The organism is Neisseria sp. P0016.S008 (assembly GCF_051957775.1).
In the GTDB taxonomy this organism is placed as follows: domain Bacteria; phylum Pseudomonadota; class Gammaproteobacteria; order Burkholderiales; family Neisseriaceae; genus Neisseria; species Neisseria flavescens_B.
In genome coordinates this window covers 185,607-207,995 of sequence record NZ_JBQCWB010000003.1, presented here as the reverse complement: position 1 = coordinate 207,995, position 22,389 = coordinate 185,607, and the positions used below count along the sequence as shown (strand labels likewise).

Genomic DNA, 22,389 nt, shown 5'->3' with positions numbered 1-22,389 from the left:
TTGTTTTTACGTAAAACTGAGAACATTTTTTAAGAGAAAAGGAGTTAATTTAATGAAAAAAGAGAAGTTTAGTAAGATAGTCTTATGGGCAAGAGATAATTATCTTAATTTGTTTGGTTTTTTATCACTATTTTTGCTAATTATATGTTCAATATTTAAAAATTATAACTTTGGATTTTTAATAGGGTTTATTTTGGTCAGTTTAATAGCATTTTTACCTGAGATAAAAAAGATTATTGAAGAGTTTGGGATTTCTGAAATATATGGCGTTAAATTTAATAATGCTGTTAGGGTTGTAAAAAATGATATTAGTAAAGTTTTAGAAAATGCAGGAGAAACCCTTAAAGATTCGACATTAGATAAAGTTGCAATCGCCGCAGTAAATAGGATGAGTAAGGTTCGTCCATATACTCAATATGAAGACGAGATTGCTTCTGTACTTCATAACTTGGGGTATCCTTTTGCCCAAAATACTGGTGTAGTAATAGAGGGAAGTAGATTTTGTTATGACTTTATAGTAGATGTAAAACATAGTAAAAGTATTCAACCTGTTATTATTGAAGCTAAATTTTTTAAGAATAATCAGTTATCTGAGCGAGTACTTGAGCAAATTAGTAAAATATATTTAAGTGCATATAAATACCAAGGGAAAAATTTAAGATTTTTAATGATATCGAACAGAGAGTTTTTATTGGATGAATTAAAAAGGATTAGCACCATGGCTAATGTACCTATTGAATTTATCAAATTTATTAAATTTGATATGAATAAAGATGTTTTATTTGAAGATTTAAAAAATTATTTTGATAAAGTTGAAAATGAATGAATATCATAGCCAGCCGTAGGTCGGATACTTGTATCCGACAAAAGCCTGCTATCTCAAAAGCCGTCAGATTCAAGAATCTGACCTACTGAAACTGGGCATCGGGTGTAGGGTGTGTGCGGTACGCACGCACGCGGTGCTTGTAACCCAAAACCCACCCAAGGCCGTCTGAAAACCTTCTAAATGTTTTCAGACGGCCTTTTTATATTTCTTTCCATTTCCTGTATTATTCATATTGATTTAAACACTCTTTCTTGAAAGATAAAAATAATGTCGCTTACTTTAAAATCTGTTCTGACCGCCGGTTTGCTCCTTCTTGGATTCCAAGCCGCTGCCCAAGATATTCCACAAGCGTTTCAAGGCAAATGGGCAGGGAAGTATGAAGGGAAGGTTTCGCCCAAACATATAAGGGCCTTATGTGCCATGCGATATGCTGTAAATGAGAAAGAGCTTAACGCTGCTATGGGTAATGTCGATTTGTCGGAAGATAGCGGCTTTTATATTGAAATAGGTAAAAAATCAATTGAATTAAATGGTTGGGAATGGGGTGCGAAATATACGAAACTGAATTATCGAATTTATTCACCCGATAAAATTGCAGGTACGGCACGCGTTCGGGAAGAGGAGCCGGAGCAAGGTACGCAGATTTATAACGATAATTTTGAGTTTTCTTTAAACCGAGGCGTGCTGACGCAAAGATTCCGTGATTACTCGACGGACGGCTCAGGCAAAAAAGTTTGGCGGACGCGTACGCTGATGCGTTGCAAATAATATTCGGTAAATTGTAGCCAGCCTACCAAACCTAAACCCAAAACCCATCCGAGGCCGTCTGAAAACCTATCTTATGGTTTTCAGACGGCCTTTATTCTTCCCGCCGACAGGCATACAATCAAAAGTGCAGTACCTTTCATGGATTCAATACAAGGAGACAGTTATGCGCAGCATAAAATCAGTTGCATTGTTGTGTACTTTGGCATTGGGTGCGCCGGCGTTTTCGGCGGGTTTGACCAAAACGCTGCCGGGCGATTTGACGACGGCTCAGGCGCAGGCGGTGGTGCAGGCTTCGATGAAAAAGGCGCGTGAAATCAAGGTGCCGATGAATATCGCGGTCATGGACGCGGGCGGTAATTTGAAGGCGTTTGTGCGTATGGACGATGCGTTTATCGGCAGCATTGATATTGCGCAGAAAAAGGCGAAAACGGCACGCTATTTCAATATGTCCACCCGCGATTTGGGCAAGGCTTCGCAGCCGGGCGGCGAGCTTTACGGTATTGAGGTGACCAACGACGGTTTGGTGATTTTTCCCGGCGGTATGCTGCTGGTGGATAAAAACGGCGTTGTCGTCGGCAGCGTCGGCGTGAGCGGCGGCTCGGTTGATGAAGACGAAAGCGTCGCAAAAACAGGTGCGGCGGTATTGTCGGGAGGGTAAGCCGTAGTTTGAAACAAGACCCAATGCGTTTCTTTTCATGACTTGCGTTGGGTTGCTGAAATAGGCAGAGGCCGTCTGAAAATCCCTAAACATTTTCAGACGGCCTTTTTTATGCCGATTCTTTATATTCTATTTGCCGTATGCTTTTATTCTCGGCCTTTTGTCTCTTTTTTTCATGAATAATGTTGCCGGTGTTACAATCGGCATATTCTTATTGTTATCAAACAGGTGTTTCATGCAGTTTTTTGGCCTGCTTATTCCTATTATTATCGGCTATTTTGCTGATGAGATGTTCACCGGCGTCATTATTGGGTCGTTGTTTTGGCTGGTTGCTTGGTCAATCGCCAAACAACGCCAAGAAGAGCGTTTGGCTGAATCTGCTACGGCAGGCGACAGGATGCAAAAGCTGGAGCAGGAAATCGAGCTGCTGAAACAACGTTTGTCTGTGTTGGAGCATGAGGCTGTCCGTGATGAGGCGAAGGTGGGGCAGGGGCTTGAGGTTCGGGCTGTTGCCGATGTTCAGACGGCCTCTGAGCCGCTTCATGTTCGGGTTGAGCCTGAAGCGGAAGCTGCGCCTGTTAAGCAGAAAATTGAAGAGGCGTTTGCTCCTTCTTTTTCTATACCTATTAATCCTGTTTCTGCCAAGGCTGCTGCTTCGTCTGAGCCTGTTGTGGAAGAAGTTGTCGAGGCGGTTGCTCCGGTTGCTGCTGAACAAGCAAGGCTGCCTAAGAAAGAGGCTGTTGTTGCTTCGATGCCGTCTGAAAACGAAGAAGCGCCATCGCGTCAATTCGTTATCCATAAAGATAAGGTGGAAGGCGGAGAGTATAAGTTTTCCGACAATCCGATTTTTGCTTGGTTCTTGCGCGGTAATCCGCTGTTGAAAACCGGTATTGTGGTGCTGTTCCTCGGCTTGGCGTTTTTGTTGCGCTATGCCTCCGAGCGGGTTCATGTGCCGGTGGAGCTGCGTTATCTGACGGTGGCAGGCGCGGGTTTGGCGGCGGTAGTCGGCGGCTGGAAGCTGCAAAGCCGTAAGCGTGAATATGGCTTGGTGTTGCAGGGTTTCGGCGTGGCGGTGATGTATTTGACGGCCTTGGCGGCGTTGAAACTGCATCCGCTGCTGCCTGTGTCGGTCGTGTTCGGGCTGATGGTGGCGATGGTTGTGCTGATGGCGTGGCTGGCGGTAAGGCAGAATGCGCAGATTATGGCGCAGGTTGCTTTAATCGGCGGTATGGCCGCGCCTTTGCTGACTTCAGACGGCAGCGGCAATTATTTGGTGCTGTTTTCTTATCTTGCCCTGCTCAATGGCGGTGTGGCCGCGATTGCGTGGTTTAAGGCATGGCGTCCGCTGAACCTGACGGGTTTTGCCGCTACTTTTGCCATTGCCGCGCTGTGGGGCATGCGAAGTTATACGCCGCAACATTTCGCTACTACCGAGCCTTTCCTGATTTACCACTGGCTGCTTTATACCTTTATCGCTTATCTGTTCGCACGCCGTAAGCTGACGGAAAACAGCGAAGACAGCGTTACGCCGATTGCCGACAATGCGACTTTGGAGGAGATTGGCAACAGTATTTATACACACGGCCTGCGTGTGCATGTCCTCGACCATACTTTATTGTTTGGCACGATGGCGGCGGCGTTCGGCCTGCAATACCGCATGGTGGAGCATTGGCCGTCTGCAGATGCGCTTTCCGCATTGGGTTTTGCCACTGTGTACGGACTGGCCGCGCTGCTGCTGAAACGTCAGCAGGGTTTGTATATTTTACGTCAGGCGTTTTTTGCTTTGGCGGTGTTGTTCCTCACGATTGCTGTTCCGCTTTATTTTGAACCGAGCAATACGGTCATTTTGTGGAGTGCAGAATCCGCGCTGGTGTATTTCTTCGGTCTGCGCCAACAGCGTCCGCATATCCGTTTGGGTGCGCTGATTGTTTATCTCTTGGCAGCACTGATTCAGCTGGGTAATTATCAGGGCTTCGGCACTGATACCGTTCTGGAAGGGCAGTGGTTCACGACAGTTGTAGTGTTGCTTGGCGGTGCGGCGATTTATTTGCTGTGGTATTTCTTGCGTCGCGAAGGTTCGGCGCAATGGGAAAAATCCGTTCAGACGGCCGTGTTGTCTGCCGCCTTGCTGTACATCTCTATTTTGCCTTTGCTCTTCTTGGCCGACCGCGGCAGCATTGTTGCCCTTTCCGCTTTGGCGGCAGCGTGGGCATTCTGCCGACGCAAACACGAGCCGAATGTGTTTATCACTTTTGTCTTGGGCAATGTATTGTTCGCCTTGTTGCTGCAAAGCAGCATCATTTATGAATCCAAAGGTTTCCTGACCCATCTGTACCTTGTTGCCGCTACACCTTTGCTGTTTGCGGCTGCCTACGCGCTGCAATATCCGCGCGTGCCGGTTGCAAGCGAAAAGCCGGAAGGAAACGAGGTTTACTTTGCGCAGGTTGCAGGCTGGATCATCCTGCTTACTGCGTTGGCAACAGGCAGCTACGCCCTTTATATGCAATGGACAGGCGAGGAAACCCTGTTTACCCAGTTGTGGCTGTGGCCGATATTTGCCAGCTTACTGCTGTTTGCCAAACGTCTGAAATGGGAAGAGCTTCTGCAAACCAATTTGGCATTCTTGCCATTGTTTGGCCTGCATTTCCTCTCCTACCATACCGAGCATGCGGTGACAGCCGCCGCAGCCTTGCCGCTTGTGGCCGCTACCGTGTTGAACTTCATTATTTTGAACAACTATCCGCGCCATGATTTGGCTTGGTTGCACAAACTCAATATCACGATACTTGGCGCGCTGTGGACGCTTTGGACGGCGCTGTATGCCGGCGAGCGTTTTTACGGCGTTTGGGCGCAGCTCTCATGGCTTGTCGTGCCTTTGGCGATGTGGATTGTTTTCCATACGCAGCGCCACCGCGATTTTTTCAGACGGCATCAAGCCATTTATCAGCATTTTGCTATGCCGTTGTGCGCCCTTGCCGCTGCTTGTTGGATGCTGTGGACCAACTTCTCCACGCCGTTCCAACCTTCGCCGTTGCCGTATATTCCCGTGCTCAATCCGGTGGAACTCGCCAGCGCCGGTATGCTTTGGTTTGCCCTGAAATCCCTGCCCGAAGCCTTACCGCCTGAGCTTCGCCGTACCACGGCAACCACTGTCGCCGCCTTGGCATTTATGCTGATCAGCGCAGGCGTGATGCGCGTATGGCATTTCTACGACGGCATCACTTGGCGTCTCGACATCATGCTCCAATCCTTCGGCCTGCAAGCCAGCCTCTCCGTCGTTTGGGCAGTAACCGCCATCATCTTGATGGTACTCGGCAACCGCCGCAAACAGCGTTCCTACTGGATGACTGGCGCAACGCTGGTGGGCATCGTGGTCGTCAAACTCTTCCTGATCGAGCTTTCCAACAGCGGAGGTATCGAGCGTATCGCCTCCTTCATCATCGTCGGCTTGCTGCTGCTTCTGGTCGGCTGGTTTGCCCCCGTTCCGCCCAAAGCAGAGAATGATGGTGAATCTAAAGCCTGATCATTAATCCCCAAAGGAAAAGGCCGTCTGAAACCCCATTTAAGTTTCAGACGGCCTGAGACCTTTGCAAAGGATGGTTGAACAAATTATACATTATACCCGTGCAGAAAACGTGCTGCTTCATTGTTCCATTTGACCAAATGATCGCCTTTGGCCGTCAGGTTTTCAGCACCGCGCTCGCCCAAGATAATCTCGGAAGACTGGCGTTTGCCTGTTTTCAACGCAATTTTGGTCGGCAGGTTGTCACGTAGGCGGCCGCTGAGTGTTTTCGCATCGGGGCGTTGCGTTGCCAATAACAGATACATTCCTGCGGAGCGCGCTTTTTGTGCCAGCCGTACCAAATGCCCTTCTGCGTCACTGCTGACATCGATAAGGTCGGCCAGTTCGTCAATCACGATAACAACATATTTTGGACGGGCGTGCTGTGGGACTTCTGCAATATCCTTTGCAGCGTATTCGTCCATCAGGCGGTATCGTTTATCCATCTCGTCAGCAAAAGACGACAATATTTCAGCAGCTTCTTCCGCATCGCTGACTATGCGCCCCTGCCATAAATTCGGACGGTCTTTGAAGGCGGCGAAATCCGCAGAAACTTTGCAATAACACACGACGATTTCCGTTTCATTCTGAGGAGCGAGTTCGAACAGGGAAGCCAGCATTGAGCGCACCAGTACCGATTTCCCAGCCCCCGTTTCCCCGCCTACCATCACATGCGGCGCGGTGGCAAAATCTTGAAACACGGGTTCGCCGCGTTCGTCCAAACCGATACACACTGGCAATCTGAATTGCTGTGCCGATGCGCGGTATTGCTGTAAGGCCGTCTGAAACTCACTTTGCCCGTATTGCCGCCAAGTGTCTTGCGGGCGCAGGATATTGATGTGCCATGTATTGGCTTCGCCGCGTATGCGTCCGCAGCGCATTTCGTCATCGCCGATGCCTAATTCGGAGCAAATCTGGCTGTGGTATTTTTCCAAATCCACATAGCGGTCGAACTGCACGCGCAGGCAGTCGTAGCGTACGCCGCCGTATTCTGGTTGTATCGTGCCGCCCTTGCCGACTGTTTTGTCCAGTGCGGTTTTGAGTTTGATGCAGGTTTGTTCTTCCATAGCGGAAGCGGCCGGGTGCAGGCTGCCTGAAACGGCCTGTGTAGCACCGTCCGAACCACCGTCTCTGTGTTGCGCCGCCAAGCCGGCCAGTTCGTCAAAGAATATTTTTTTGGCTTCCACGATGCTGCCGTCACAGTAGTCCAAGGCTTTCCGGTAACGTTCCTCCAGCAGTTTCGCGCCGTTGTGCCACGCCAGTTGGATATAGGCAAACAAGTGTTTTTTGGTGAATTTCCGTTCTGGCACTTCGTCAAACATGCGCTGGCTGATGTAGGCTAGCCAAAATTTTTCTTCGCCTTTTTTGCCGTTTTGATTAAAGCAGGTGTTGAACGATGCGATTTCCAAACCACCGTCCATGCTGGGTTTCTGTTCCCAATCTTTGATATTTTTGGTTTTGGCAAAGCAGAAGGCGATGCACAGCCGCGCCCATTCATGGTTCTGCATTTTAGGCAGCACGCCGTCGCTTTCGAGCTGTTTTAGGATTTTGGCTGCTTCGCCGCTGGATTTGATGTGGGTGTTTTCGGTCAGCGTTACCCAGTATTTGTCGTTGCAGATTTTGTCGTCGTCCAATTCGTACATGGCGTTTCCCTTTATTCAAAATAGGCGTGCGGGGTAACGGTGGCGCATTTTCCGCCACCTTGCAGGCTTTGCGAACGGATAAGGTAGCTTTTGCCGATGCGCCCCTGTGCGTTGAGCTTTTGATAGGCTTCGGAACCGATTTCGGCACTCTGCACCAGAATAATCACTTGGCGGTTCAGATTCATCCAGTATTGCACCAGGTTGTCGCAATGGCGCGTGTCCAAAGATGTGAGCGGGGTGTCGACCACGAAGGGGACCTGGTAGTCGGTAATTTCGGCCAGCGCGGCAATCAGGGTCAGCACCAGTATTTTCTTTTCACCGTGCGAAAGCGGCTGGAAGTCGATAGCCGTGCCGTTTTGGCTGTACAGAGACAGGCTGCCGTCTTCGCCGATTTCGATGTCGCCGATTTGTTTGTCATGGGCGATTTTCTTGTGCAGGCTGCTTACGGTTTTGCGGAATGCATCCAGTTTGCTGCGGCGCAGTTGCACGGCCAAGTCGTCTATCAGACGGCATACGGCTTCGGCGCGCTCGGCCTTTTGTTGTTTGGGCAGGCTGTCTATCAGTGCCTGTTGCAGGGTTTCCCATTCGGTTTTCAGGCGGTTGGCTTCGGTTTGGCTGCGCTCGATGCTGTTTTGCGCGCCGCCGAGTTTTTGGTTGGCTTCGGCCAGCTCTTTCTGAACGCGCTCCAATTCTTCGCGCAGGCGGTCGGAATCGGCAAGGCTGTCTTCCTGCTGTTCGTAGCGGCGTTTCAGCTCGGCCAGTTTGGTTTCCTGACGGTTTTTCTCTTTGTTTAGGCTGCCGAGGTCGTTGTCAGGCGATGTGATGCGGGCGATGTTGTCGGAGGCCGCCTGAAAGCCTGCATCGTCCAAGTAATTATGCTGCATGGGGTCAGATGCATCTGGCGGCAGTTTATCGAACAGAACGTTCCATGATTCGTTCAGAGCACGTTTGAGCAGTTCGTCTTTCAGGATTTTCGGCGTCAGTAGTTCCAGCGTGTTGGGATTGGTGGAAAACGCTTGCCAGAATTCTTCCAACCGGTGCGCGTTCTGCTCTTTGCCCTGCTCATGCAGCAGGCGGCGGTAATCACCGTGAAGCTGCGTTTTCAGGGCGGCAATATCGTTTTCAGGCAGTAGGGCAAGCGGCAAGGCTAACAAGGCTGCCTGAATGCTTTGGTTCAGTTGGGCGGTTTCGGTTTCGCACTGTTCGATTTGGGCAATCAGCTCTTTGGAATGCTGCGTGCTGCCCGCGCCCCGCAACCGCATCTGCAAGTCGTCCTGCCGAGTTTCGGCTTCCTGCTTCTGCCGCTGCCACTGTTGCAGGGTTTCGGTATGACGCGCCAACTCTTCAGAGGCAGCCTGAAAACGGCGTTCGGCTTCAGAAAGCTGCTCTTTCTGCCTGCCACCCGCCTTTTCGCTGTATAGCTTCTGCCCGTATTCCCTCACGTCTGCCTGCAAGACTTTAAGCAGGTCGATGCCCAAAAGTTTGTTCAGCGCACTGCTCATCCAGCCGCCTGCGCCGAACTGTTTGGCGATATTGACCAGCTGTTCCCCGTCAAAAAAGAAAAACGTGGAATATTCGGACGGCAGGCCGTAATCTTCCAGATAATCTTGGATTTCTTCGCCCGAAATGGGTTGCAGGCTGCCTTTGTCGGACGAATACAGCATCAGTTCGTTAAACTCTTCCCGATAACGGCCGTGATGGTCGAAATGCCATTTGCGGACGATGCGGATGCCCTGTTCGTCGAACGTGCCGGTTTTCATCAAATCCATTTCTAACACCATCTCGTAGGATCTAGCCATTTGGGCGGCGGCTTCCTTGTACAGCGACTGACTGATGAAGTCATGGTATTTGAATTTGCTGTCGCCCAGTCCGGCGCGTTGGAAATTGGCAATCGCGTCTTTGTCGTACAGGCACAGGTAAATCGCTTCCAGCAGCGTGGTTTTACCGTGCCCGTTTTCCGCCCCGACCAAAATCAGGTTTCGCCCTTTTTCAGGTGGGGGAAATTCAAATTCGGCTTCGGCGTAGGATTTGAAATTTTTCAGTTTTATCCGTTTGATATACACCTTATTCCCCCCATAAATCCTGTTGTTCGAAGATTTTGTCCAGCTTCTGCTTCATGCCGCCGTATTTGTCACCCTTGCGCCGCACCTGGCGCGCCCAAGCAAGAAGTTCTGCCGCCGCTTCCATTTTGACATTGTGTTTTTCGGCGGCCGCTTCCAGCAAATGGCGCGCGTCAGGGTCGCGCCACAGCAGCAGGTCGGCAATTTGTGCTTCGGTTTCCGGGTTCATCGTCTGTCTCCTTGTTTCAAAATATCTTCCGTCCAAATCTGCTTGATTAGGTCGATTTCGTCCTGCGAAATCAGTTCTTCGCCGAAAGCAGCCTGCACGTCTAGCAGCTTCGCCAGCATTTCCTGCCGCGCCGTGATGGTGAACGGGCCGGGGATGTGTTTTCCGCCTTTGAACGTGAGTTTTCCGTTGCGCCGTTCGGCCTGGCGGTATTCGGGTTTGTTACGGATATCCACCAACCAGTTGCGGTATTCAATTAACGGTGCAAATTCGGTTTTCCCCGCATCCACAAATCCTTGCAGGCTTCTATCTTTATTGACCACCGTACACGTCCAACAGCCGAAACGGCTGGAATTGGTGCCGCAGCCGGGGGCTTCTTCCTGCGACAGCACAATCGGGCATTCGCCGCCGGCGGCTTCGCGATAGAGCTTGATTAAATCGCTGTGTGTGCCTCCCCAGGGCGGGTCGTTGGCAGCAAGGAATTCCCACACATCGTCGGTACTCAAATCGGCAATTGGTCGGTACACCAGCGCGTTCTTCAAATCGCCGTGCGGGGTCAGGTTGCTGTTTTCCAGGTTCTTGTGGTTTTCTATGCTGGCCTTGCGGGTGGCGGATTCGTCTTTGCGCACACCCAGCACGATGATGGCTTTGCCGTTTTCGTTTACTTTTTGCAGGATGTAGCCGCTGGTTGGTTGGATTTTCAGGCGGTCAGTACACCAGCGCATCGAGCGGTTGGGCGTGGGGTAGCCTTTGCCGATAAGCAGCGTCCAAAACGTGTCCTGCAATTTCGGCACGGTGATTTCGCCGCTGACGGGCAGCCTGAAAATTTCGGCGGCGCGCAGGATTTCTGCCAAAGATTGGCGCATGTGTTTCACCACCAACGGGCTTTCCACCAGCGTGTCGTTGGAAATGAAGAACACCTGCCGCGTCCGCAGCATCGGCGGCAGCGAAAGCAGCATGTCAAACACCAAATGGGCGACAAGGGTGCTGTCCTTGCCGCCTGAAAAGGTAACAATCCAAGGGTAGTTCTGTGTTTCGCTCAAATATTCTTCAGTGATGTTTTGGCGTATAGCGTCGAACGGGTTGGCAGGGTGTATGGGTATTACGGTCATTTTTATACATATTTCTTATTTGCACCTAAAACAGGTGCATGCGTGATTGTACCTAAAATCGGAGCGCATGAGAAATATTCGTTTGTCGGTACACTCTGCCGAACACACCTATTTGCGACAACTCCTTATCCGCAGAAGATTGGATTTGGGGTTGTCGCAGCGTGCATTGGCGGAACGGATGAATGTGGTGCATTCGTTCGTAGGAAAAGTGGAAACAGGTGACAGGCGGCTGGATATCTTTGAGTTTATTGATTATTGCCGCGCATTGAATTGGCAACCGGAGGAGGTATTGCAAAGTTTGCAGAAGGAAGCGGTATGAAAGATTTGGCAGCATTATTAAAATATGCGGAACAATTCCGCAGCCTGCATACAAGTTTTACACAAGCAAACAACCGTGCCCCGCATAAATTCATCCTTCTATACAGTTTATGCCTGCTGTATGAATCAGGCAGCCTGCACACAGAAAAAATTGATTTTTCGGATACGCTTTTGGAAGAATGGCAGGCAATATTCAGACAGCAATGGCAGCGGTGGGTGGCAAACGCATACCACCAAGAAAATTTCGGCATGCCGCTCTACCACATGAGGACCGAGCCGTTTTGGTATTTTTGTGTCAAACCTGGTATGGAAGATGCATTCGAACAAAAAAACCGCATGAAGGCTTTATCCAGCCTGCGTCAAACTGTTTCGGGCGTAGAAATCGATGCACTACTCGCACGGCTGCTTCGGCAGGCCGAAACGCGGGTGGTGCTGCAGGATGTGCTGTTGGCACAATTGTTTGAAATCTTATGAGCAGGGAAACGAGTGAAATTTAAAGTGCAGGCTGCTTTTTCATCGCCCCAAAAGCAGCAGCCGTAGGTCGGATTCTCGAATCCGACATTTTCCAACAGCGTTTTTTTCGGAAACGATAGACGCGTCAATGTTTTTGTTGGATACGAGTATCCAACCTACATTTCTACTTCTGGATTCCCGCCTGCGAGGGAATGACGGCGGAGGTTTCGGCAAAATTGCTCCTCCCGTTTTCAGACGGCCTCTGCCATCTCCCTTCTACATCTCTTCCAGTTTCGCAAACTTGGTGTCCAACTCTTTCACGCCCTGTTTGCCGAAGTTGATGGTCAGTCGGGCGGATTCGCCTTTGTCCACTGCATCGATGATGACTCCGGTGCCGAATTTGGCGTGGCGGACGTTTTGGCCGATGCGGAAGCCTGCGTAGGTTTGCGGCTGTTTGAAGTCTTCGATGATTTTGTCCCGTTGTACGGTAGTTTGGTGTGTGTTGCCGTAGCTGTCGTAGACGGGCTTTTTGACGGACAGGTAGTGCAATACTTCGGGCGGGATTTCTTCGACGAAGCGGGAGACGATGCCGAATTGGGTTTGTCCGTGCAGCATGCGTTGTTGCGCCATGGTGATGTAGAGGCGTTTGCGGGCGCGAGTGATGGCGACGTACATGAGGCGGCGTTCTTCTTCGAGGCCGCCGCGTTCGGCAAGGCTCATTTCGCTGGGGAAGCGGCCTTCTTCCATGCCGGTGAGGAAGACGGCGTTAAATTCCAAGCCTTTGGAGGCGTGGACGGTCATGAGTTGGACGGCTTTTTCGCCTGCGCCTGCTTGGTTTTCGCCGGATTCGAGGGCGGCGTTGCTCAAGAAAGCGAGGATGGGGAAGGCGGGGTCGTCTGAAATGTTTTCAGGCAGGGTTTCAAAGTTGCTGTCTTCGGGTTTGAACTCGATGGCGGCGTTGACGAGTTCGTCTAAGTTGTCGAGGCGGTCTTGGTTGTCGCCTTTTTGGGTTTTGTAGTGTTCGGTCAGACCGCTGTCTTTGAGGATGCCGACGATGATTTCGGACAGGGGCATTTGTCCGACTTGGTTGCGCAGGGCTTCAATTAGGCGGACGAAGGCGGCAATTTTGGTGGCTTTTGCGCCGGCATTGCAGGCTGCCTGCCAGAGGGTGATGCCTTGTTCGTTTGAGGCCGTCTGAAGGTTTTCGATGGTACGTGCGCCGATGCCGCGCGGTGGGAAGTTGATGACGCGCAAGAGGGCGTTGTCGTCGTCGGGATTGACGGCGAGGCGCAGATAGGCGAGGGCGTGTTTGATTTCTTGGCGTTCGTAAAAGCGCAGGCCGCCGTAGATTTTGTAGGGGATGCCGCTGCGGAACAGGCTTTGTTCGATGACGCGCGATTGGGCGTTGCTGCGGTAGAGGACGGCGATTTCGTCCAAATCCCAGCCTTCGCGTTCGAGGGCTTTGGTTTCGTCCACGATGAATTGGGCTTCTTCGAGGTCGGTAAAGGCGGAGTAGTAGCGGATTTTGTCGCCTGCTTCGGCGTCGGTGCGCAGGTTTTTACCGAGGCGTTCGTCGTTGTTTTCGATGACGGCGTTAGCGGCGGCGAGGATGTTGCCGACGGAGCGGTAGTTTTGTTCGAGTTTGACGGGCGCGTCGATGTGGAATTCTTCCATTAGCGCGGTCATGTTGCCGACGTTTGCGCCGCGGAAACGGTAGATGCTTTGGTCGTCGTCGCCGACGGCAAAGACGGCGGCGTGGTTGCCGGCAATCAGTTTCAGCCAGGCGTATTGCAGCTTGTTGGTATCTTGGAACTCGTCAACCAGAATGTGGTTGAAGCGGTTTTGGTAGTGTTGGCGCAGGATTTCGTTGTTTTGCAGCATTTCGTAGCTGCGGAGCATAAGCTCGGCAAAATCGACCACGCCTTCGCGTTGGCAGATTTTGTCGTATTCGGCGTAGCACTCAATCATGCGGCGCGTGTGCGGATCGGGTGCGCTCAATACGGAAGCGCGCAAGCCGGATTCTTTTTGCGCGTTGATAAAGCCTTGCAGTGAACGCGGAGCGATGATTTCTTCGGCGATGTTGAGGCTTTTGAGCAGGCGTTTGATGAGGGAAAGCTGGTCGCCACTGTCGAGGATTTGAAAGGAAGACGGCAGGCCTGCGTCGCGGTGGTGCAGCCGTAGAAAGCGGTGGCAGAGGCCGTGGAACGTGCCGAGCCACATGGCGCGGACGTTGACGGGAATCATCGCGCCGAGTCGGGTTTGCATCTCTTTGGCGGCTTTGTTGGTAAACGTTACCGCCATAATGCTGTGTACGCTGGCTTGTCCGCTTTGCAAAAGCCATGCGATGCGCGTGGTCAGCACGCGCGTTTTGCCGCTGCCCGCGCCCGCCAGCACAAGGGCGGATTGCGGCGGCCAGGTTACGGCGGAGAGTTGTTCGGGGTTCAAGCCTTGAAGCAGATTGGGGGCGGATTTGTTGGGAAACATGAAAAGGCCGTCTGAAAATAAATGGGAATGCGATATTTTAAAGGAAATACAAAAGGCCGTCTGAAAAGATGTTTCAGACGGCCTTTGCGTTGGAAGCCGATTAGAACGGACGTACTTCCAAACCGAACATACGGCGCGCGGTGTTCAGCATTTGGCAGCTGAAGCCCCACTCGTTGTCGTACCATGCGAACACTTTAACCATTTTGCCTTCGGTTACTTTGGTCAGCGTAGAGTCGAATGTGCTGGCTTGGGTGGTGTGGTTGAAGTCCATAGAAACCAGCGGCAGGATGTTGTAACCCAAAACGCCTTTCAGACGGCCTTCTTCGGAAGCGGCTTTCATCAGCGCGTTGATTTCTTCGACAGAAGTCTCGCGGCTTGCTTGGAAGCTCAGGTCAACCAGGGAAACGTTGACGGTCGGTACGCGGATGGCGAGGCCGTCGAGTTTGCCTTTCAGGGCAGGCAATACCAAGCCGACGGCTTTTGCCGCGCCGGTTTTGGTCGGAATCATGTTTTCCACGCCGCTACGCGCACGGCGCAGGTCTTTGTGGCGTACGTCGGTGACGGTTTGGTCGTTGGTCAGTGCGTGGATGGTGGTCATCACGCCGTTTACGATGCCGATGTTTTCGTTCAACACTTTGGCTACAGGCGCCAGGCAGTTGGTGGTACAAGACGCGTTGGAGATAACGGTCATGTCGCCGGTAATCACGTCGTCGTTTACGCCGTAAACGATGGTTGCGTCAACGTCATCGCCGCCGGGAGCGGAAATCAGTACTTTTTTCGCGCCGCTTTCCAAGTGGATTTTGGCTTTCTCTTTGCTGGTGAACGCGCCGGTACATTCCATGACCAGGTCAACGCCCAATTCGCCCCATGGCAATTCGGCAGGATTGCGGGTGGAGAAGTAAGGGATTTTTTTACCGTTGATGATGAGGTGTTTTTCATCATGGGAAACATCGGCGTCAAAGCGGCCGTGAACAGTGTCAAATTTGGTCAGGTGAGCGTTGGTCTCGATGCTTCCGCTGGCGTTGATGGCAACGATGTCGAGTTGGTCTTGCAGTTTGTAGTCGAAAATAGCGCGCACTACTTGGCGGCCGATGCGGCCGTAACCGTTGATGGCAACTTTGATACCCATGGCTTTTCCTCTTCTTTTGGGTTTGGGTTGTGGATTGAATGGCGGCAATTATAGCAAAAATGTAGTGCTGTGTAATTAATGTTTTATTGAAATTTTTTGATTCGATTATTTTTGATTGTGGATGATTAGAGTAGAAGTACGGGTTTAAAATTAATTTTATTTTGGGTTTTTTTGTCATTTTATTTTTTTATTCATTTTATTTTTGATATTTTATGCTTATTTTAAATAATGGTGATGAAGAGTGTAGAAAAAGGCGGATTGTTTTTGTTTATATTAAACAGAATTTGAGGACGGTTTCTTGATTACAACATGCAACAGTGAAATTTTCAGACGGCCCGGGTTTAATCGAGCAAAAGTAAAAGGCCGTCTGAACATTTTTGATGACATGGAATTTAAACGCCTTGGATTCCCGATTTTCCTTGCCGGATAAGGGGAAGGCGGTTTTTAGCAAAGGGGAAATGGTCGGAATAAGGGAGGGGGAAACGGGAGGGATTGGGCTGTGTTCGGGTGTTATATAAATAAGTGTATGAAGTTTTTAGTCGTAGTGTATGAAGATTTTGCTGTGATTTAAATTCAATACTGACTTGCCAACAGTGTTAAATTTTTTTACGATAAGGTCAGATTATGTTTGCATGGCCATAAGCGGTGCATTCTCTATATCGGATATTATCCTTGTCCGAATATCTACTTTAACCGACCGGCTTGTCCGGCCTGATTCCTAAATATATACGCGCAAGGCTGAACGGCCTTGGCGACACTCGATTTTTAAGAGGTTCATCGTGTCAAATTCTCAATCCAGCGAACGCGCGACGTTTAGCAGTCGCCGCGCCTTTATGTTTGCTGCCATCGGCTCGGCCGTGGGTTTAGGCAACATTTGGCGATTCCCTTACATCGCTTTCGACAACGGCGGCGGTGCTTTCGTCCTCCCTTACTTGGTTGCGCTGCTGACGGCAGGTATTCCGCTGTTGCTGCTCGACTACGCCATCGGCCACCGTTACCGCGGTTCGCCACCTTTGGCCTTCCGCCGCCTCGGCCGTTTGTTTGAGCCGATGGGTTGGTGGAACTTCCTGACCAACGTCATCATCTGTATCTACTACGCCGTGATTGTCGGTTGGGCGGCAAGCTATGCTTATTATTCTTTGACTTCGGCATGGGGTACGGATCCGCAGACCTTCTTCTTTAAAGACTTCCTGCAAATGGCCGATGCCAAAGACTTGGGCTTGGATTTTGTCGGTAAAGTTGCCGGCCCGCTGATTGCCGTCTGGGTGTTTACGCTGGCGATTATGGCTTTGGGCGTACAAAAAGGCGTAGCCGGTGCGTCCACATTCTTCATGCCTTTGTTGGTGGTGATGTTTGTCATCATGGTGGGCATCGCCCTGACTCTGCCGGGCGCGGCAAAAGGTTTGGACGCTTTGTTTACGCCTGACTGGAGCCGATTGTCCGATCCGAAAGTCTGGGTAGCCGCATATGGCCAGATCTTCTTCTCGCTCTCCATCTGCTTCGGCATCATGATTACTTATTCTTCTTACCTGAAGAAAAAAACCGACTTGGGCGGCACAGGCTTGGTTGTCGGCTTTGCCAACAGTAGCTTTGAGTTGCTCGCCGGTATCGGCGTATTCGCAGCATTGGGCTTTATGGCTCAAGCCGCAGGCAAAGAAGTCAGCGAAGTGGCATCCAGCGGTATTGGTTTGGCGTTTATCGCGTTCCCGACCATCATCAACCAAGCGCCGATGGGCGCGTTGATCGGCGTGTTGTTCTTCGGCTCGCTGGTGTTTGCCGGTGTCACTTCCATGATTTCCATCGTTGAAGTGATTGTGGCCGCGATTCAAGACAAAATGAATCTCGGCCGTGTCAGCGCGACGCTGATTGCAGGCGTGCCAATGGCGATTATTTCCACCTTGCTGTTCGGTACGACCACCGGCCTGCCTGTGTTGGACGTATTGGACAAATTCATCAATACTTACGGCATTGTGGCTTCCGGTTTTGTTTATGTTTTGGCGATTGTCCTGTTGCACAAGCTGCCGGAACTGCGCAACCACTTGAACGCGCTGTCTTCCATCCGTGTCGGCAAAGTGTGGACCGCCAGCGTGGTGGTTACCGTTGCTATGCTCGGCTATATGCTTTATCAAGATACCGCCGGCCTCTTAAAAGAGAATTACAGCGGCTATCCTGACAGCTTCCTCAATATCTTCGGTTGGGGCATGGTGGGCGCTCTCTTGGTATTGTCTATCCTGCTGTCGTTCTTGCCATGGAAACATGGTCAGAACTTCAATGTCAAAGACGAACATGAACACGAACGTGAAGGAGACGAATAATGAGTACTTCAGCCATTATTATGATGCTTGTCGCATTGATCGTCATTTGGGGCGGATTCATCGTCTCCGTCCTGCGCCTGCCTAAAGAATAAGGTTTGAGTAAATGAAAGGGCCGTCTGAAACTTAAATTTCAGACGGCCTTTTTGCGACATGACGGGGAAGGTGGGACAGAAGGATTTCCCTGATTGGCGGGGTAGTCCGGATATTTGATTATGTATTATTGATTATGATGTTTAAATTATATCTATTTGTTTTTAAAAGATTTTAGTCCGATTGTCGTTTTAATGAACCGTTGTTCCCTTTGGCCTCAGCCTGCCGTTTTCTTTGTTTTAGAATAAAGGCTCTCATCGACCTGATGGGGCATTGGGTATAGCAACTGTTTATTTTTAAGGAGAGTTCCGTGGCTAAAGTATATCAACCAGGTACAGAAATTGATTCTAAAGATTTTGTTTTCGGTCTCGATCCGCGTGAGTGGAACGGCTTTTTTTCAAAAGGCATAGGGGCCGATAATGGCCATAATGAGCATGTCTTCCGTCTCGATCCGCGCGAGTGGGACGGTACTTTTTCAGGAGAAGGAAAAGGGCCTAATGACAGTTATGATGATGATCATATCATCCACCTTGATCCGCGTGAGTGGGAAGGTTTCGAGCCTGCACAGCCAGCCGCGAAGCCGATATTGGAATCCAAAGCTTTCAATGGCGATGAACTTTTGAGTCGTGCGTTTGGTGAGGCTGATCCTCTTGATTCTTCTGCCGGTCTTTCCACAGACAAGGCGACCTATTCAAGTCATGGTATTACTTCATCTGCTTTGGATACCATTCATGATTTAGCGGAAACTTCAGTTTCTACACTGTAACCTTTCTATAAGATTGAAGGCCGTCTGAAAGTCATTTTTCAGACGGCCTTTTTATGTATCTGCAAGAATGGAGAAAGGGCTTAACCCATCATCCAAATCACCAAATGCACCATGGTCGGGCCAAACAATACCATAAACAGTCCGGCCAGAATCATGGTCAGGCTGGCCATGACGCCTTCGGTTTCGTGGCGTTGTCCGGCGCGCGATGTGCCGAAACCGTGGGCGGCATTGCCGAATGCCACGCCGTTGGCGGTACGGAAACGAATACGGGTGAAGGCTAAAAACAGGTCGCCGAATATCATGCCGACAAAGCCGGTGATGATGGTGAACAGGGAAACAAGCGAGGCGGAGCCGTGGATTTCGCTGGCGAGGACGACGGCAAACGGGGTGGAGATGGAGCGCGCCATCAGGCTGTTGGTCACTTCGTTGTTGAAGTGGAACATATGGCTCATGAGGAATGCGCTGACTACGCCGACAAACATGCCTACCATAATGGCGATGGACAAAATAGGCAGTTGGCGGCGGATGACTTCGCGGTTTTCATAGATGGGGACGGCAAAGGCAACGGTAACCGGAGTGAGCAGGAAGACGATGCCTTGGGTGTATCGATGGTAGGTGTCGTAGCTGATGCCGAATGCCAGCAGCAGAAGGATGGTGCTGACGGAGACGGTAACGACGGGGGAGAAAATCATTAAGGGTTTTTTGCGGTGGATTTTTTTGGCAACGACGTAGGCGAAACAAGTCCAGATGAAGCAGGCGAGGGCGGTGTAGTCCATTTTTATTCTCTATTTTTAGGAGTGGAGTTTTTTGTAGAGGCGGCGCTTCCAGCGGTAGCAGAAGTCGAGGGTGAGGGCGGTGCTGATCATCACAAGCGCGGTACCGACGGCGATGGTCAAAATCAGCTGCCAACCTTCGGACATCAGCAAGTCTTGATATTGCAAGACGGAAACCATGATGGGGATGAAGAAAAAGACGAGTTCTCCCAATGCCCATTTTGCGCCGTGTTCGACCATGCCGGGGCGGATAATGCGGCAGCCTAACAATGCGAGCATGAGAAACAGACCCAATACGCCTGAAGAAACAGGCAGATGCGTGAAGCGGACAATGAGTTCGGAAACGCCCCATACTGCGCCGATGATGGCAAGCTGCAAGGCCGTCTGAAAAAATCTGGTGAAGGAATCCATGATGCCGGTGTGTGTCGAATGAAAGGCTTGATTATAGAAACCTGGTTTCTGCATAATATGAATTATTAAATGAATAATCATGCCTTAGAGGAATAATGGATTTCAAAAACCTGCATTGTTTTGCCGAACTTATCCGCCTGCAAAGTTTTTCTGCCGCTGCTTCCGCGTTGAACGTTACGCAACCGACGGTCAGCAAAATCATTCAGGCTTTGGAAGAGGAATTGGGCGTACCGCTTTTGTGCAAAGAAAACGGACGCAAAAAGCGGCAGGTGCAGCCGACCGCAATCGGCGAAGAAGTCTATCGCCACGCTTTAAACCTTTTGCATGAACGCGATTTATTACTTGCCCGCATTGACGATTACCGCCATGTCAAAAGCGGGACGCTGCGTTTGGGTTTGGCCTTGTTTGGCAGCGATTTGCTCAGTCATGCGCTGTTTGATTTCCACCAAAAATGGCCGGACATCGAATTGTCGTTTTTGGAACAAGGTTCGCTCGCCATCGAGCAATCCCTGCGTAACAACGAACTCGATGCCGGACAACTGCTCGCGCCGGTTCACGAAGACTTCGACAGTATCACTTTGTGCGACTATCCGCTGGTTGTTTTGATGCCGAAAAATCGGGCGAGACACGATGCGCTGACACTTAAAAGCCTGCAATACGAGCCCTTTATCCTTTTCGGTGCTGGCTTTTCCCTCAACGAAACCATTCAGACGGCCTGCCGCAATCAAGGTTTTACCCCCAACGTTGTCTACCGTACCGGGCAATGGAATTTGGTTGCCGACATGGTGGCGCACAATATGGGCATTGCCCTACTGCCCGAATACTATGCCCGAAAAATCAATCCCGATGTCTTTGCCGCCATTCCTTTGGTCGAACCCGAAATCCGCTGGCAGCTCACCATGGCATGGAAAAAACACCAACGCCCGACGCCGGCCTTAAGGGCTTGGTTGAATGTGGTCAGAGAAGCGTTTGGCAGGAGAAACAAATAAAATCAAATCATCAGGCCGTCTGAAAAAAGGGATCGATATCACCCGATTTCAGACGGCCTTCCTCGTTAAAAATGGTAAAACGGCCTAAAAAAGAGTAGAATATGCACCGTTTACAACTCTGCGCCTCTCAGCAGGCTCGAATTATGGACCTTCCCAGTTCGCCTTTGAACTTCCCATCAGACACACAACAACAATAATCATCCCGCCGAAATGCCTCCCCGCGTCCGGCGGGCGGAGCATTTATGAGCATCGAACAAACCCCTCCGAATCTCGACCATACCCCCGACAATGATGCGGTGGAAGACAGCATTTCTGACGATCGCATCTCTGACGATATCGACCGCATCCACGCCTTATGCGAAATCCTCGAGCCGTCCTTCGAACAAATCGAAGCAGGCGTGCCGATTGAAGACGAAAGCCTGCGCGACAAGTTCACCGAGCTGACCGTCCTCTTGGCCGAGCTGCACCCTGCCGACGTGGCCGCCGTCTTGGAATCCCTGCCGCCGCGCGAGCGTAACATCGTCTGGCTTTTGGTTGCCCCGGAAGACGACGGCGAAGTCTTGCTGGAAGTATCCGACGCCGTACGCGAAACGCTGATCGAGTCCATGGACAAAGACGAGCTGTTGGCCGCCGTCGATGATTTGGACGCAGACGAATTGGCAGAACTGGCAGACGACTTGCCGCACCAAGTGGTGTACGAAGCGCTGCAAACGCGTGATGAAGAAGAACGCGAGCAGGTCAAAGCGGCGATGTCTTACGAAGACAACCAAGTCGGCGCGATTATGGACTTTGAATTGGTCAGCATCCGCGCCGATGTGGCGTGTGAAGTCGTATTGCGCTACTTGCGCCGTTTCGACAGCCTGCCCGACCATACCGACAAGATTTTCGTGGTCGATGAAAACGACGTGTTGCAAGGCGTTCTGCCCATCCGCAAACTCTTGGTCGCCGACCCCGAAGACATGGTGGCGGACGTGATGGCCACCGATGTCGTGCGCTTCCGTCCCGAAGACGACGTGGAAGAAGCGGCGCAGGCGTTTGAACGTTATGACTTGGTAACCGCGCCGGTTGTCGATGAAAACAAAAAGTTGATCGGCAGGATCACCATTGACGAAATGGTGGACGTGATCCGTGAAGAATCCGAAGCCGACATGTTTAACATGGCCGGTTTGCAAGAAGAAGAGGACTTGTTCGCCCCGATTTGGGACTCGGTGAAAAACCGCTGGATGTGGCTCGCCATCAACCTGTGTACCGCCTTTATCGCCAGCCGCGTGATTGGCGCATTTGAAGGCAGTATCGAGAAAATCGTCGCACTGGCTGCGCTGATGCCCATCGTCGCCGGCATCGGCGGCAACTCCGGCAACCAAACCATCACTATGATCGTCCGCGCCATGGCGATGGGACAAATGACCAGCACGCAGGCAGGCCGTCTGTTGAAAAAAGAAGTCGGCGTCGCCCTCGTCAACGGCATTATTTGGGGTACGGTAATGGGCGTGATTTCATGGCTGCTCTACGGCAACATCGGCATCGGTTTGGTCATGGTGGCCGCAATGACCTTGAACCTTTTGCTTGCCGCAACCGTCGGCGTCCTCATTCCCGTCATTATGGAAAAAGCCGGACGCGACCCCGCATTGGGCAGCTCGGTGCTGATTACCGCAGTTACCGACTCCGGCGGCTTCCTGATTTTCTTGGGATTGGCCACATTGTTTTTGTTGTAACAACCTTTATCCCAATCAGCAAAAGGGTGGGTTTGTAACATCCTTCTTGATTGTTTAAAACCATTTGATAAGGCCGTCTGAAAACAAATAT

The 22,389-nt window shown here is 50.9% G+C and carries 19 protein-coding genes; 11 read left to right on the top strand and 8 right to left on the bottom strand.

The features are described from left to right. Positions 1 to 52: 52 nt before the first annotated feature. The 4 genes from ACTHS8_RS05180 to ACTHS8_RS05165 all read left to right on the top strand — a co-directional run bounded on the left by ACTHS8_RS05180 (position 53) and on the right by ACTHS8_RS05165 (position 5,775). On the top strand, positions 53 to 826 hold the full coding sequence (locus ACTHS8_RS05180) for a hypothetical protein (RefSeq protein ID WP_440373173.1): 774 nt from the start codon (positions 53 to 55) through the stop codon (positions 824 to 826). Positions 827 to 1,093: 267 nt separating this feature from the next. Continuing rightward, on the top strand, positions 1,094 to 1,594 hold the full coding sequence (locus ACTHS8_RS05175) for a hypothetical protein (RefSeq protein WP_440373172.1): 501 nt from the start codon (positions 1,094 to 1,096) through the stop codon (positions 1,592 to 1,594). Between the two features lie 163 nt (positions 1,595 to 1,757). Then, entirely contained in the window at positions 1,758 to 2,252 is a 495-nt protein-coding gene (locus ACTHS8_RS05170; protein ID WP_440373171.1) for a GlcG/HbpS family heme-binding protein, read from the top strand. Positions 2,253 to 2,487: 235 nt separating this feature from the next. Beyond that, positions 2,488 to 5,775: a DUF2339 domain-containing protein gene (locus ACTHS8_RS05165; protein ID WP_440373170.1), complete on the top strand. Its 3,288-nt coding sequence runs from the start codon at positions 2,488 to 2,490 to the stop codon at positions 5,773 to 5,775. Positions 5,776 to 5,861: 86 nt separating this feature from the next. On the opposite strand, the gene ACTHS8_RS05160 is transcribed toward ACTHS8_RS05165, so the two are convergent. From ACTHS8_RS05160 to dndC, 4 genes are read right to left on the bottom strand one after another with little or no spacing between them, the layout of a single operon-like run. Beyond that, positions 5,862 to 7,457, bottom strand: coding sequence for an FtsK/SpoIIIE domain-containing protein (locus tag ACTHS8_RS05160; protein WP_004518988.1), 1,596 nt, complete (start codon positions 7,455 to 7,457; stop codon positions 5,862 to 5,864). A gap of 11 nt (positions 7,458 to 7,468) precedes the next feature. After that, positions 7,469 to 9,520 carry an AAA family ATPase gene (locus tag ACTHS8_RS05155; protein WP_004518987.1) on the bottom strand — a complete coding sequence of 684 codons (2,052 nt, stop codon included), beginning with the start codon at positions 9,518 to 9,520 and terminating at the stop codon, positions 7,469 to 7,471. A 1-nt stretch (position 9,521) separates the two neighbouring features. Further along, positions 9,522 to 9,746, bottom strand: coding sequence for a DNA modification system-associated small protein (locus tag ACTHS8_RS05150; RefSeq protein ID WP_004518986.1), 225 nt, complete (start codon positions 9,744 to 9,746; stop codon positions 9,522 to 9,524). After that, positions 9,743 to 10,855, bottom strand: coding sequence for a DNA phosphorothioation system sulfurtransferase DndC (gene dndC, locus ACTHS8_RS05145; protein WP_004518985.1), 1,113 nt, complete (start codon positions 10,853 to 10,855; stop codon positions 9,743 to 9,745). The genes ACTHS8_RS05150 and dndC overlap by 4 nt, the downstream gene beginning before the upstream one ends. Positions 10,856 to 10,922: 67 nt before the next feature. On the opposite strand from dndC, the gene ACTHS8_RS05140 reads away from it, so the two are divergent. Together ACTHS8_RS05140 and ACTHS8_RS05135 are read left to right on the top strand one after the other, a co-directional pair. After that, positions 10,923 to 11,174: a helix-turn-helix domain-containing protein gene (locus ACTHS8_RS05140; RefSeq protein ID WP_004518984.1), complete on the top strand. Its 252-nt coding sequence runs from the start codon at positions 10,923 to 10,925 to the stop codon at positions 11,172 to 11,174. Beyond that, on the top strand, positions 11,171 to 11,647 hold the full coding sequence (locus tag ACTHS8_RS05135) for a hypothetical protein (protein ID WP_063068390.1): 477 nt from the start codon (positions 11,171 to 11,173) through the stop codon (positions 11,645 to 11,647). Before ACTHS8_RS05140 ends, ACTHS8_RS05135 begins: the two co-directional genes overlap by 4 nt. A gap of 255 nt (positions 11,648 to 11,902) precedes the next feature. Here the strand turns inward: ACTHS8_RS05135 and uvrD are convergent, their stop codons facing one another. Both uvrD and gap read right to left on the bottom strand, forming a co-directional pair. After that, positions 11,903 to 14,110: a DNA helicase II gene (gene uvrD / locus ACTHS8_RS05130; RefSeq protein ID WP_440373169.1), complete on the bottom strand. Its 2,208-nt coding sequence runs from the start codon at positions 14,108 to 14,110 to the stop codon at positions 11,903 to 11,905. A 100-nt stretch (positions 14,111 to 14,210) separates the two neighbouring features. Continuing rightward, positions 14,211 to 15,239 carry a type I glyceraldehyde-3-phosphate dehydrogenase gene (gap, locus tag ACTHS8_RS05125; RefSeq protein WP_440373168.1) on the bottom strand — a complete coding sequence of 343 codons (1,029 nt, stop codon included), beginning with the start codon at positions 15,237 to 15,239 and terminating at the stop codon, positions 14,211 to 14,213. A 779-nt stretch (positions 15,240 to 16,018) separates the two neighbouring features. Between gap and ACTHS8_RS05120 the strand changes: the two genes are divergently transcribed. From ACTHS8_RS05120 to ACTHS8_RS05110, 3 genes are all read left to right on the top strand, one after another. Next, positions 16,019 to 17,554, top strand: a complete 1,536-nt coding sequence (locus ACTHS8_RS05120; protein ID WP_440373167.1) for a sodium-dependent transporter — start codon at positions 16,019 to 16,021, stop codon at positions 17,552 to 17,554. Continuing rightward, positions 17,554 to 17,646, top strand: a complete 93-nt coding sequence (locus ACTHS8_RS05115) for a methionine/alanine import family NSS transporter small subunit (RefSeq protein ID WP_036472778.1) — start codon at positions 17,554 to 17,556, stop codon at positions 17,644 to 17,646. Before ACTHS8_RS05120 ends, ACTHS8_RS05115 begins: the two co-directional genes overlap by 1 nt. 308 nt (positions 17,647 to 17,954) lie before the next feature. Further along, positions 17,955 to 18,410: a hypothetical protein gene (locus ACTHS8_RS05110; RefSeq protein WP_440373166.1), complete on the top strand. Its 456-nt coding sequence runs from the start codon at positions 17,955 to 17,957 to the stop codon at positions 18,408 to 18,410. Between the two features lie 80 nt (positions 18,411 to 18,490). Here ACTHS8_RS05110 and ACTHS8_RS05105 read toward each other — a convergent pair whose 3' ends face one another. Both ACTHS8_RS05105 and ACTHS8_RS05100 read right to left on the bottom strand, forming a co-directional pair. Beyond that, positions 18,491 to 19,186 (bottom strand): LrgB family protein, encoded by a 696-nt coding sequence (locus ACTHS8_RS05105; protein WP_440373165.1) that lies wholly within the window; start codon positions 19,184 to 19,186, stop codon positions 18,491 to 18,493. A 15-nt stretch (positions 19,187 to 19,201) separates the two neighbouring features. After that, complete coding sequence (locus tag ACTHS8_RS05100; protein WP_314592665.1) at positions 19,202 to 19,675, bottom strand: CidA/LrgA family protein; 474 nt, start codon at positions 19,673 to 19,675, stop codon at positions 19,202 to 19,204. Between the two features lie 14 nt (positions 19,676 to 19,689). On the opposite strand from ACTHS8_RS05100, the gene ACTHS8_RS05095 reads away from it, so the two are divergent. Together ACTHS8_RS05095 and mgtE are read left to right on the top strand one after the other, a co-directional pair. Beyond that, the gene (locus tag ACTHS8_RS05095) at positions 19,690 to 20,583 is read left to right on the top strand and encodes a LysR family transcriptional regulator (RefSeq protein ID WP_440373164.1); all 894 of its coding nucleotides are present in this window, start codon (positions 19,690 to 19,692) and stop codon (positions 20,581 to 20,583) included. Between the two features lie 242 nt (positions 20,584 to 20,825). Then, positions 20,826 to 22,298, top strand: a complete 1,473-nt coding sequence (gene mgtE, locus ACTHS8_RS05090) for a magnesium transporter (RefSeq protein WP_440373163.1) — start codon at positions 20,826 to 20,828, stop codon at positions 22,296 to 22,298. The last annotated feature ends 91 nt before the right edge of the window (positions 22,299 to 22,389 follow it).